General features: G+C 34.7%; 7 protein-coding genes. All 7 read right to left on the bottom strand.

What is annotated here, in order from left to right; translation table 11 throughout:
• Nucleotide 1 precedes the first annotated feature (1 nt).
• The 7 genes from bsdE14_RS12300 to bsdE14_RS12275 all read right to left on the bottom strand — a co-directional run bounded on the left by bsdE14_RS12300 (nt 2) and on the right by bsdE14_RS12275 (nt 13,526).
• Nucleotides 2–418 carry a hypothetical protein gene (locus bsdE14_RS12300; protein ID WP_264850234.1) on the bottom strand — a complete coding sequence of 139 codons (417 nt, stop codon included), beginning with the start codon at nt 416–418 and terminating at the stop codon, nt 2–4.
• Nucleotides 402–563: a hypothetical protein gene (locus tag bsdE14_RS12295; RefSeq protein WP_264850233.1), complete on the bottom strand. Its 162-nt coding sequence runs from the start codon at nt 561–563 to the stop codon at nt 402–404. The genes bsdE14_RS12300 and bsdE14_RS12295 overlap by 17 nt, the downstream gene beginning before the upstream one ends.
• 203 nt (nt 564–766) lie before the next feature.
• Nucleotides 767–1,759 carry a hypothetical protein gene (locus tag bsdE14_RS12290; RefSeq protein ID WP_264850232.1) on the bottom strand — a complete coding sequence of 331 codons (993 nt, stop codon included), beginning with the start codon at nt 1,757–1,759 and terminating at the stop codon, nt 767–769.
• Entirely contained in the window at nt 1,759–2,550 is a 792-nt protein-coding gene (locus bsdE14_RS12285; RefSeq protein ID WP_264850231.1) for a hypothetical protein, read from the bottom strand. The genes bsdE14_RS12290 and bsdE14_RS12285 overlap by 1 nt, the downstream gene beginning before the upstream one ends.
• A 99-nt stretch (nt 2,551–2,649) precedes the next feature.
• The gene (locus tag bsdE14_RS22395) at nt 2,650–2,739 is read right to left on the bottom strand and encodes a peptidoglycan-binding domain-containing protein (RefSeq protein WP_350339567.1); all 90 of its coding nucleotides are present in this window, start codon (nt 2,737–2,739) and stop codon (nt 2,650–2,652) included.
• 274 nt (nt 2,740–3,013) lie between these two features.
• The gene (locus tag bsdE14_RS12280; protein ID WP_264850230.1) at nt 3,014–3,493 is read right to left on the bottom strand and encodes a PM0498 family protein; all 480 of its coding nucleotides are present in this window, start codon (nt 3,491–3,493) and stop codon (nt 3,014–3,016) included.
• A 22-nt stretch (nt 3,494–3,515) separates the two neighbouring features.
• The gene (locus bsdE14_RS12275; RefSeq protein WP_264850229.1) at nt 3,516–13,526 is read right to left on the bottom strand and encodes a peptidoglycan-binding protein; all 10,011 of its coding nucleotides are present in this window, start codon (nt 13,524–13,526) and stop codon (nt 3,516–3,518) included.
• Nucleotides 13,527–13,615: the final 89 nt, after the last annotated feature.

Below are 13,615 nucleotides of genomic sequence, written 5' to 3'. Positions count from 1 at the left end.
ATTATTGCCTCAACTCATTTAAATCCATTACTCTTTTATATTCTCCACCAATTTTCTTGTATAATTTATTATTTTTATGAATATAAAAACAGATATCATCCTGTTCTAAGACCTTCTGTAACTTAAGAATTGCTTCTTTAATATTTTCTTTTGATAATCCATTTTTAAAATTTATTATCCGATATAGCGTATTTTTAGCACCTTCACCATCAAAAATATCAATTACAAATATGTTTCTATCATTTTCAAATACCAGTTCATAATTACGTGGCAAAAATTTATATCTAATTTGAAAACATCCCATGTGCTCGACATTTACTTTCTTCTTCTCAAAAGCTAATTTATCTTTGAAAACATTTTGAAACATTTCTTGAACAAATGCTATTATATCATCGTAGAAGCTATCTTCTGATTGCATGCCATATTCCTCCTTCATCATCAAACTTATAACCATTATCCATTAGATATTGAATCTCTTTTGAATAAAAAGAACCATCACCTATATAATTTTCAGGATTGTGTGATAAGTATATCTCTCTTCCAGAACTTGTTTCAATATCCAAAAACTTTTGATCAATTTTCCATATTTCATCATTTGATGGCTATTTGTTGTTTTTAGACTGTGTTTTCCATGTGGTAGACTGCAAACTTACTTCAGAATTATTATTATGAAGTAAGTTAATATATACCTTTTATTGATTTTTATATAACGTTTTAGTGATAATCTTATTGAAGTAAGATTGTAGTTATTTCTGAAGTCAAATTACTATCTACTATTGACTATTTTTTTTGTCTCTGACCATAGTAATTGACCTTCTACTCCTAATTCATAAGTTTTTACTTCAATTGCTTGTGATTTTACTATTAATTCACCTTTATCATTGTAGTAATGCTTTATTAATCTAATGCCTCCATGTTCAAAAACCCCTGCTGTGATTTCAATTGCAGCATCTATATCAAAGCTAATAGTATCATTATTTTCTAAAATGCTGACTAACTCATCTACTCCAACACTTTTTCTAAACTCCCATTGCCTATCTCTGTTTTCTTTCTTATCATATTCCCATAGATTTTCATATAGTGTAATTCTTATAAAATCATTTGAGTAAAGCCTATTTTCGTAGCAGTTTTTAAAGTTTGAAAATATATCCATAGGAATATACTTGGAATATTCCTTACCATACCACATCCTCCAACATGCTCCGAACCAAATTCCATCAACTATATGTGAATGTCCTGGATTAAATTCTGTATCAACTATAACATCATCTGGAAATATATCACTTTTCTTTGTATGTAATTCTTCCTTTGATTTACCCTTAATGTCATACATGACAATATTCTCATTATTCTGCCAAAACATATCCTCTAGAGAACATGCATAAGCGACTATTCCTTCATACTCTTTTATATATTCATCAACTAACTCCATGATATTGCATTTATTGATTTCATAGATATCATAGCTCAGATTACATGAAATTGTTGCTATATCATTCCTAATCGAGCCTTTATTAATTGAAATGGTATTTATTTTGTCTTTTATCATCATGCTTGCTCTATCACTGTTCTCTATTTCTTCTTTTATTGCTTCATAAAACTTTTTATGGTTGAACTTTTTTACTTTTCCACTAGTCATTTTTTTAGAAATCATCTCTGTTGGCTCAAAGTAGCACATAGAATTAATCCATCTGCTTGCATTTTCAGCAGTAAGATTGAGGCTTTTTAAATATATTCTTATATTAATGCTATCTTCCATTATTTAAACTCCTTTATAATTAATTTTATTCCTCTTTGGCTTGCTTCATCAAGTAGCTGACTCATGTTAAAATTGTTCATTGTTCCTTGCGGTATTCTCACATCTAGTACCTTATTTGCCAGCTTTCCATCTACTGTTATAGGCAAATCTAATTTATCAAGATATTCTAAAACTTTATTAGTAGCACCATTTCCTCTATATGAAGGTAAAGTAGGGTCTATTGATTTCAGGCTAACTACATTATTTCCCTTCTGAAAATCTATTGCTTTAAAATATCCATTATCCGCCTGACCTATATTATACCAATCTTTATAATCAGTCTTTGATAAAGCTTCTTCAATTGCATTTCCTCTCTCTGTTGCTTTCAATGCCCAAACATCAGCTTCAGCCGCCCCCTCAAATATAGAGCCAACCTCTGCAGAACCTATCTTCCGATTCTTTCCTATTTCTATCAGTTCTGCTAACTTTCCTGCTTTTGCTGAATCCTGTATTATATTTTTTAATGCGCTCATTCCCTTGGTAGCAAGGACTGTTATTAATATTTCACCAGCAATTTTTCCTATTATTCTTGCTTTCTCATTACCATCTCCAATTGCAAAATTAGCAATTCCCCTTGCAATTCCAGACATAAAAGCTATATTTTCTTCTGTTCCAGCAGTAGCAGCCCTTTTTAAAAATGCAATGCCTTGTGCCATTTCTATAGCTGATTTTATTGGATTTTTAATAAAATTCCATATCCCATCTATATTTTCTTTACCAGCTTCTACTATACCTTTAAAAAAGTTATACATAATAGTTGTTGGAGTCACAGTTGTACCTGTCTCTTGACTATCAATATAATCAGTACCTGAGCATCTATCCCTTCTACTCCTATCTGCGAGAGATGATGTTCATAACAGTGCACCCCAGGTTTGACTTCCTACAATACCATCTACAGCTAATCCTTTACTTGACTGGTATACTCGTACTGCTTTCTCGATGTTAATTCCTAATTGCTTCCTAAAAGACCTTTTCTCGACCCTTCGGGGCTGAATCTGTTGTTATAAAAGTAAATGGTAGCAACAGTTTTAACTATTACTACCATCCTAGCATCATTGGTGATTTCTTACATTAACTCGCTATAGAATTATCATTATGCAGTAAGCTTTGTGTTTACTTCTTAAGCAGAAAATCACGAAGGTTACTATATGCACGAGCCCAAGCAACCCTCTAAACACTTCTGTATTAAATAATTCTTTGTTATGTAGCTATATTCTACTCGACAATTCTAACAGCAATAGATTTTTCTTTGTAATCATCTAAATCGTCTAATGCTATCCAACTACCTTCCTCATCTCTAAACTTATGAAATCTAATAGTTGTATAATTACCATCAAACCCCATAATTATATGAAACTTGTAATTAGGAAAATCTCTTTTCAACTTACATTCCCAAATTTCAGATAACTTAACAGCCAGTGCGAGACCCTCCATAGGTTTTCCTATACACCAATCAAAATAATCTTCTATCCGAAATTCATTGTAGCTTGCTTCAAAACCAGTTCTATCATAATAAACTGATATTATTTTATCTTCATCTAGTTCCTCAACAGTGTCCTTATGTTTTTTTAATAACACAAACCCCTTTATCTCATAAAACTCTGGCCATATCCTAATTATTTTACCTAAAAAATCTTGATGTGATATTTCTATGCTATTTAGGCAATTCATCATATTTTTATTGTACTTCAACATTATATCCTCCTGAAAATCATTATTAGAAATATTTTTCCTCACCTAACACTTGAAGGGCTTTATTTATCGCCTTTTGAATATCTTCATTTCCTAGTATCTTTTGTACCTTGTTTGGTGCTAAATTACCCGCTTCATCATATAACTTTCCTGTGACTGGGTCAAATCGATATTTAGTATTATTCGCATCATGATAATGAACATCACCTGGTCTTTTGCCAGGGTTAGGATTTTCGACATCTACTCTTTCTGTTTTTCCATGCTGCCATTTTGTATCACTATCGACTCTAGTACCGTTTTTTCCAAGCATCTCACCATTTTTGTTCACCCCTGTTTTAGGTTTACCATCTCCCTCACTTATAGCCTTCTTAAGGTTAGCCATATCTTCTCGTCCATTGCTCCAGCCGCTTGCAATCAACGATAGCCCTATACCTATCTCGCCAACACCTACAGCTGCTGTTGCTATTCCCACTCCAAAGGCTAGCAATGAAGTACCACCTGATGGACCTGCACCCAATATTGATCCTAGGCCGATACCCGCACCGCTCATGAAATCACTTACTCCACGAATTGCGCTCGCAATTCCACCAAGCATAAACACTGCGTCTGTTACTACTTTACCTGCATAATAAGCAGTTTTTGAATTTACAAGTCCCATTATACTGGATTCTAAATTTCCTTTTGCTTGTGCGGTCTGCAAATATGATCTTGTTGCTGCATTTTGACCGAAAAAACCATAAAGAATTGTATTTATGACATTAAAATTATCTATGCCATTATCCAAAAATGCTGCAAGTACTCCAAGCCCAAAGTCTTTCAATGCTCCACCATAATTAGTGTCACCCGTCTCTTGACTACCTATTTCTGGTAAGCCATCGCACATACTCGAACTCTGTGATCTACTCTTACTTCCAAGCTCAGCCCAGGTCTGCTTTCCTACTACTCCATCTACAAGTAACCCATGGTCTCTTTGGTAGTTTATTACTGCTTGCTCTGTCTTGTTTCCAAATATACCATCTGCACCTGATGAACCTAAATCATAATGTAGTGCTATAAGTCTTTGCTGTAGCTTTTCAACTGCTGAACCACTGGAGCCTTTTCTTAATATTTCACTTGGTAGTGAGCTGCTGCTTGAACTTGAGGAACTTGATGTTCCGCCAGATAATAATGATCCCCAGGTTTGATTTCCTACAATACCATCTACTGCTAAGCCTTTGCTTGCCTGATATGCTCGTACTGCTTTCTCGGTGTTATTTCCGAATATACCGTCTATTGTTCCTGGATTAAATCCAGCATTCTTTAGAAGCTGCTGAAGTGTTGATACATCTCCATATCTGGAACCATTCCTTAGCGTTCCATAACTACTTGGGTTTGCAGCTAAGTCATACTCTTCCTCACCTGTCACAGATAACCTTCTGTGTCCACTTGGGTCTATGTTCATTACTGGGTTGTTGTTTGTGTATGCATATCTATTTAAGCTTAATGGTTCAGTTAAGCTTCCTAAGTAGCTATCCCTAGTTAGGAATCTCCCTGTGTCTGCTTCATAATATCTCGCTCTTAGATATTGAAGTCCGCTGATGTTATTATACTCTTCTCCATTAAAGCCAAAGAAGCTTTGGAAATGAGCCTCACTGTTTCCTAGTGGTCCTCCATGGTTTGTATTTCCAAATGGATCGTAGCTGTACTTATCTTTTACCTGTCCTAAACTGTTAGTTAACTGAGCTACACTTCCACGTCCATCATACATGTAGTACAGCGGATCTCTCTTTGTTGTTTCGTCCGATGCAAGATTATCTGCAGATATTCTGTCCAGTCCATATGTGTATGCCTGAGTATAATTTCCATCCTTATCAGATGTCATTAGTACCTCTGCATTATTTAAGGACACATCATTTACATAATTTATTATCTCATAACTGCTTACATTGTCTACTGGATCTTGGTTTCCTGGATTCTTTGGATGGTCTGCTCTCTTGTACCAGCCTAGGTGTAAGCCATTGTTGCCGTTATTGTTGCCATTGCCATGGCCCTTTCCATTTCCTTTTCCTCCACCATTGCCATTTCCATTACCGTTGCCGTTACCACCACCATTATTACCTTTACCGTCACCATTATCCTTGCCACCACCATTGCCGCCATTACCATTACCCTTATCTTTGTCTTTAGATTTATCCAGCTTTTCAGCTTGAATAAAGGATAATTCCTTTGCTTGTACCTTTGTTCCGCCAAATAACTCTTTAAAGAATTTAGCAATACCTTGGGCTGCTTTTTTTATGCCTTTTGAAAGCGTTGAAGCAAATTTAGCTAAGCCTTCTTTTAGCTTCTCTATAGCTTTTCCAACAAAGGATTTCTTACTTGCTTTAGTTTCCGTGGAAGCCTTTTTATCTTCAGTTTTTGATGTTTCTTTATTGTAAGTTTTCTCCTGCACCTTATCTTTTTCATCTGCTGCTGCAATTATGCTTCCAATCACTGTGTTTTTAGAAGACTCTGCCTTATCTTTTGCTTCATCCGTTGATGCTGTATTAGTTTTTGATACTGTTTCAGCATTGCTCTTAGATGCCGCTTTAACTCCTGATGCTTCATCCTTTTTTGATGTATCTACAGGTGTTTGGGCTGTATTATCTTTTGCAGGAGGTGTTGGTGCTGATGGTACTGGTGTTGGCTTTGATTCAGTTGGAGTTGAACCTGTAGCTCCAGAGTCATTGCCACTTCCACTTCCGCTTCCATTGCCATTGTCATTGTCAGTACCTCCACTGCCCGGAGTACCTTCATCTACTCCCTTTTGAGGTTTAAAATATATACCATATGTTGAGAATAACCTGTTTCCATCACTGTCATATCCAAAGGTTAGTATCTCTCCTTTTGGATTTGTTACTTGAAGAAGTCTGTTTTCAAGATCATATTCATAGTATTCAATCTTATGACCAGGTATAATTTTTCTGAGTCTATTTCCGTTTTTATCATACTCATACTTTATTGTTCCATCGTCATCCTTTGTTTCACTAATTAATTCATCGGCCTCATTATATTTATAAGTTGTTGTATCTAGCGAGTCACCTTCTTTAGTACCTACAGCTATTCTATTTCCAGCCTTGTCATAACTGTAATTGTAACTCTTTGTTTCAACTTTTCCATCTTCTTCGTGTTCTTCCTCAATAAAGCCAATAATTTCATTAGCTCCATCATAGCTGTAAGTTCTTGTATAGCTTTCATCTTCAGTAGTAAGCTTTTCACTTGTTATATTTCCAGCACCATCATAGCCATATTCGTAGGTAGATAATGCCTTCCCATCTTTATCTGAGTTAACTAGCTTTACAAGTCTATCTGCAGCATCATATAGGTAAGTTACCTTTGTACCATTTGGAAGCTTAGCTTCAGATCTTCTTCCTGCTCCATCATAGCTGTAATAGGTTTTTTCGCCCTTCCAGTTCTCTACATAGCTTAATATGTCCACACCAATATAGTTATACTTTACATATTTTCCATCAGGATATATAACCTTTGACTTTCTTCCGAGCTCATCGTATTCATATTTTACCTCTTCGCCAGTAGGGGCGTTAACGCTTAAAAGCCTGCCCATTTTATCATATTGATAATCTGTTACCCCTTCTTCTCCAGTCATTTGTGTACGATTGCCACTTACATCATACTTATAGCTTACTGTTTTATCTCCGAGCTTTTCTCCGTCGCTGTTTCTATATTCTTTGTCTACAAGTCTGTTAAGTATGTCATAATCATAGCTAACTTTACTACCATCGGGCTTCATATAGCTTGATACTGTGCCTATTGAATTATAAGTATAGCTTTCTTTTTCACCAAGTGGATTTGTTACAGAAGTAATTCTCCCTACCTTATCATAAGTAAATTTAGTTTCATTGCCATTACCATTAATTACAGAGATTAGATTACTTGATTTATCATAGCTGTACTTAGTATCCTGCCCCATTGGGTTGGTTACCTTGATAAGTCTGTTTAGCTCATCATAGTCATAGCTTGTTTTGTTGTTATTGCCATCTGATACAGAAGCTAAATTTCTGTTCTTGTCATAAGTATATTTTGTTGCAAAACCTAGTGGATTGCTGATCTCAGCAACCAAATTTAAGGCATTATATTTGTAATTTGTCTTGTTTCCTAGAGGGTTAGTTACTGCTTCTACCATATTGTTCTTGTTATAGCTGTAGCTTGTAGTTTCCCCTAGAGGGTTAATCTCACTAACAAGATTATTAGCTTCATCATAGCTGAATTTATATTCCTTGCTTCCAGGTGTAACAACCTTTGTTATATTCCCCAGGGAATCATATTCAAAGCTAGTAGCCTTTCCTTCTGGATCTACTGTCTTATTAACCCTGTCTAGAGCATCGTATTCATAAAAGCTTATATTGCCATTTGGCTGCTTGACAGAATTAAGATTTCCTAAAGCATTATAGTCATAAGTAGTTGTATGTCCTGCTGTGTTTTGCTCTGATAAAAGCCTGTGCATCTTGTCATACATATAGGTTTTGCTGTTGCCAGAAGAATCATATTCCTTTTCCAGATTTCCTAAACTGCTGTACACAAAATTCTTAACATAGCCCTCAGGGTCTTGTATAGAACTTATTCTATGGAGCTTATCATAGCTATAACTATAAGTTTCTCCCATAGGGTTAATTTGCTTTATGAGCATATCACTTAAATCATACTGGTACTGTGTTTCACCCTTAAGTGGATCAGTTATTTTAGTGGTAAGTCCGTGTTTGTTGTATTCATAGTCTGTCTTATTACCCTTTGCATCAGTTACTGCTATTAGATTATTGAGGCTATCGTACTCATATTTTGTATCAAAGCCCAATGCATCCACCTTCATCTGAAGCCTGTTTAAAGCGTCATATTTAAACTGTGTGATGCCTCCCATCGCATCCTGGGTCTTGATAACACTACCCCTTGCATCATAGGTAAAGCTGCTTTTATTTCCTCTTTCATCTATAAAACTAACAAGTCTGTCTAAAGCATCATATTCATATTTTTTGCTACTGTTCTTGGCATTTGTAACTTGAGTAAGATTTCCATCTCTATCATAACCATAAGCTGTAGCATTATTTAAAGGATCAATTGTTTTTATTAAGTTTCCTATGGCATCATACTCATAAGAGTACTTTCTGCTGCCTGGATCAAGCTTCTCTTTTAATCTATCCAAACCGTCATAGGTTAATGTAGTTATCTTGCCTTCAGGGTCGGTAATCTTCACCACTCTATCTTTCTTATCATATTCATAGGTAGTAATATTTCCATCAAGACCTACCTTACTTACGATGTTTCCTGTTAAATCATAGCTGTATTTAATTGTCCTGCCAAGTATGTCCTTCTGTTCAATTAGCCTGCCTGCGCTATCATAGGTATTGGTAATTTTATTGCCTGCATTATCCTCCTGCTTAGTAAGCTTGCCCATGATATTGTATTCATAGCTTTTCTTAACACCCGCAGCATCGGTAGAGGAAAGGAGTCTATTTTCTCCATCATATTCCATGGATATAGAATCTCCATTTGGGTATACAAGTTGAATCATATTTCCATTTTTGTCATAGTTCATTTGAAGAATATTACCTGTTGCATCCTTGACCTTTGAAGGAAGAGCTTTAGAGGTATACTCATAACTTGTTTCATTGCCTAGTGCATCTGTTACCTTCTCTACACTTCCAACTTTATCATAGGTATACTGAGTTAAATTCTTAAATGGGTCCTGTATACTTTTTATTCTGTTTAGAGCATCATAGTTATATAACTTTTTGTAGCCATTAGGTGAAGTTTCTGATATTAAGTTGCCATTGGGGTCATACTCAAAGGATTTCTTGTTTCCTAAAGCATCTATAGTTTCCTTTAAATTCCCTGCATCTGTATACTTGTATTCAGTTACATTACCTGCAGCATCTTTAACTGAAGTTAAAGCATTTCTACCATCGTAGGTGTAATATGTTTCATAACCTAATGGATCAACTGTTTTAATTAAATTACTATTTTCATCATATTCATAGTCATATTCTTTGCCTACACTATCTTTAATCTTGGTTATATTCCCCATTGAATTATAGGAAGTAGTTGTTACAACTCCATTTGTATCTGTAAACTCTATTGGGTTATAAAGACTGTCATACTTATATTTTTTAACAGTGCCATCTGGCATTGTAAGCTTTAATAGATTACCCTCTTCATCATATTCATGAAGAAGTGTTTGTCCTAAAATTCCTTCAGCCTTTTCAATTTTATTAACAGCATAATTATAGCTATAGGTTGATTTATTTCCCTTTGGATCTGTTACAGCAATTATATTTCCAAGGGCATCTCTTTCGTAGGTTGTTTCTCCCTGCTCCTCATCAATTACCTTTATAAGTCTGTTTAGGTTGTCATATACATATTGCTTTTTGCTGTCTTTTGCATTAAGCTCTTCTGTTTTATTTCCATTGGCATCATAGGAATATTGGGTAGTATTCCCTAGTGCATCTGTAATCCTTATAAGCTTGTCTAGATTGTTGTAATCTAGAGTTGTAACATTCTTATTTCCATCGGTAATTGTGGTATTATTTCCATTAACATCATAGCCATATTGTATAACAGCTCCATTTGGCATGGTTGTAGTTAGCTCTTGTCCACTTTGATTGTATGTCATTCTTGTTATCTTACCTAGCGGATCTTCGATGCTTATTACCTTGCCCATAGGATTATAAAAATATTTATATACATTTCCTTTTGCATCCGTAACTTTAGATATATCAGCTCCATTATACTCATAGCTTGCCGTTTTTCCTTGAGGATCCTTTGAGGTCATAATCTGGTTTTTATCATTATAGGTATACTCAAAGGTACTCTTATCCGGTCTTTGAAGCTTTAATAGATTTTTCCTGCTATCATAGATCATAGACACTGTATTTCCATTAAAGTCAGTTACATAGGTTAAATTATCTTTATCATCATAACCAAATTCTCTAGCCTTTTTGTCAAAACGTATTTCTTTAGTTTTGTTTCCTCTACTATCATATTCAAAGGTAGTTATATGCCCTAGAGCATCAGTTACAGTTTTAAGATTATTATTATCATCATAGGTTCTGCTCTCTGCACTGCCATCAGCTTTAACAATCTTTGTAATTCTAAATTTAGAATCATAATAGTATTTTGTATTATTTCCATTAGCATCTACTGCTTCATTATAACCATCATAGTAATTGATGGTTATAGTCTTGTCTTGAGCATCAGTCTGCTTAACTACTCTATCTTCACTGTCATAAACATTGGAAGTTACTTTGTTTCCCTTAGGATCCGTAAAATAAGCCATTCTTGATTTTTCATCATAGTAGTACTTAGTCTCAGCCCCCTTTGCATCTACAAAAGAAACTAAGTTTCCCTTATCATCATAACTATAGTGAAGAGTATTTGAGTCTGGCAGAGTTATAGCCCCTATTCTTCCCTCATCAGTTAGACTAATTCCAAAAACCTTTCCTGAAGGAGTTGTTATGCTAGTTAATTTATAAGCTTCATCATATGAAAGCTTAGTTATATTACCCTTTCCGTCTGTTACTGAATCTAAAAGTCCCATTTTGTTAAATAAATAAGTATTTACACCATCTGTTATCTTAAAGCCAATATTCTTCATACTATCATCATTTACTATGCTAAGCTGAAGATTTTCTCCTACAGGAGCGCTATAACTTCCATCACCATTAGGTCTATAATAAATAGCATTTCCATCACCTTTATTAAAGATAATTGTTCCATCCTTAAGCCTTGACAGTGACTTATTATAATTGAAATCCCACTTTACTCCAAAGTAGCCATCGTGGGCCTCTCCCTTTGCATTATAGGTTCTCATTATAGAAAAATCACCATTATAATCGCTGGATGATGCATCCTTAGCCTCGTAGTAGAAGTTACCAGTAAGAAGATTTATAGGTTCAAAGCCATAAACACAATGTTTGTTTCTTGCCATTAAGCCGCTATCGATTTCTCGTTTCTTTGCATCTGAAAGAGGTGCTGGTGTATAGGGTTTACCTGCATTCTTCTTAGGATTCCTTATAAAAAGCGTATTTCCTTCTATAAGCAGACCATCTTGTACACTATTGTCTTTTTTAATTGTAGCAGAATCTACACCATAGAAATTAGCCACATAAGGTATAGTATCTTTAGCTTGTACCTGATAAATTTGAAAATAATCACTATAACCAGGTGTTCCAGTATTTCCATCCAGCTCTGCCACAGCTTTAATTCTATATAAAGTATTATAAGAATAATTTTTAAAGGTATCTGTTGCCTGCCAATTACTTTCCTTACCCTTATAAATACTACTACCTGATGGTATATCCGTAAGCAAATCACTATTTGGATACTTATAAGAAAGTCCAGCATCTACAGTATTACTGTAAGTTACTCCTGTATCAGATTCCAGTGAATAGGTTATCTTTGAATCTGGTTTTGCTACTCCATCAGCAAAAACTCCATCTAAGCTTAAAAGTCCATCATTTGAATGCCTACTCATAGGTCTTAGCTTTACTGTAGGAGAATCCAATGAAGTTCCTGGATCAACAGGGTTGTCCACTTCTGTTATTATCTTAACTTCAGGTGCAATTTTACAATATCCATTTTCCTGTCCACCAGAAAAAGCTTCTGCAATATCATTTGGATTTGCAGTTTTAATTGCTATTCCATAATTGGGTTTACCTAAGGCCCATTTCTGAGCAAGCTCTTTTATATCCCATGTAACTTGGGTAGGCTCTTTAGGAGTTGAACTCCCAGATATTGTAGTTTCAGTTGCATATGAAGTCTTAGCAGGACTTTTCCCCCAGGACTCATAAGTTACCTCACCAAAATTAAGTTCTTCATCTAAACTGTCAAGTTCAAACACTCTTGGTTCTGTACTTCCAGTAGTGTATCTACTTAAAATAAGCTCTGCTGATGAAATTTTTTCATCACTCTTTATATCAAAGCTAAACTTGATAAATGTCATAGTATGACCTAGTGCATAAACATGAGATGCATTAGAATTTTCCAGACCTGCATAAAGGTATCCGTCATTCAAATAGTTATATCCTTTGTTTGTCTCCTGAATATATGTCCATTGCTTATTATAAATACTTACAGTAGGATCAACCTTTACAGGATATGCCCTTTCCTTATCCTGAAGCCATTCCTTATCTGCTGTTACTGATATAACATCTCTGCCAAGCAGCTTCTTTTCAAGGTGAATTTTGAGATTAAAATTCATTTTTCCCGCTGCATCTGTCATAACAGGTGCACTTATTATAAATACAGGTTCTTTTTTCCCAGCCTTATAGGCTCTTATTGTATTGTACTCTTCTTTTAATGTTAAGCCTTTCGCTGATATATAATACTTAAAAATATTTTTATCAACATAATGATTAAGTATAATGTCTTCCTTTACATTGGAATTTTGTACTGTATACTGATAATCTATACCCTCAAACACATCATTATAAAGTATAGCATTCTCACTAACTGCACTCCTACTAAAGTCCCCCTCAAATGGGTAAAGGTTTACAGAAGACCCCTCCTTAGTTATGGCTAAGCCTTTATCCTTATCCATCACTGCAGGCAAAGTAGCTATAAAATCATTTGCCTTGTTTTCATAGAACTCAGTATTATTTTTTCCATTTCCTACAAGAGTGTTATCAATCTCTTGTAAATTACCACTTTTATCTTTGTAGTTAATCTTATCAAGGTATATTTCTGTTACATCATGCTTGCTGTCTAACTTATATGTCTTACTGTTTTCTGTTCTCTTTTCAGTTTTTTCCTTATCCTTGCTGTACTTTTCCTGCTTTTCTTGCTTTAAAACCTGCGGCTTTCTTATAGCCTTTTCAGATTTCTTTTCTTCTTGAGAAACTTCCTTTGCCTTTTCTACTTTTCCATTGATGTCCTTACCGTAGTATGTCCCCTTTTCAGGTGCATTTGCTATAGTATCCGCTGCATATGATATTGTCTTATCTGCAGAATTGAATAGAAAAGTAAAAATTAAAAAGATACTAATAGCCCTAATTGGAATTCTTCTTTTCATTAATTCACCCCCAAATAGAACCATAGATATAAGACAAGTTATTTTTGATAATAAAATTATTGCAAATGAAAAATAACTAAAATATGTAT

The sequence above is a fragment of the Clostridium omnivorum genome (genome assembly GCF_026012015.1).
Lineage (GTDB): Bacteria > Bacillota > Clostridia > Clostridiales > Clostridiaceae > Clostridium_AX > Clostridium_AX omnivorum.
This window is presented reverse-complemented; position numbering and strand designations above follow the sequence as displayed.

Excerpts from the sequence above, each read along its gene's own strand:
- bsdE14_RS12285 (WP_264850231.1), bottom strand. The coding sequence starts at position 2,550 with ATGTATAACTTTTTTAAAGGTATAGTAGAAGCTGGTAAAGAAAATATA.
- bsdE14_RS12280 (WP_264850230.1), bottom strand. The coding sequence starts at position 3,493 with ATGTTGAAGTACAATAAAAATATGATGAATTGCCTAAATAGCATAGAA.
- bsdE14_RS12300 (WP_264850234.1), bottom strand. The coding sequence starts at position 418 with ATGCAATCAGAAGATAGCTTCTACGATGATATAATAGCATTTGTTCAA.
- bsdE14_RS12290 (WP_264850232.1), bottom strand. The coding sequence starts at position 1,759 with ATGGAAGATAGCATTAATATAAGAATATATTTAAAAAGCCTCAATCTT.
- bsdE14_RS12275 (WP_264850229.1), bottom strand. The coding sequence starts at position 13,526 with ATGAAAAGAAGAATTCCAATTAGGGCTATTAGTATCTTTTTAATTTTT.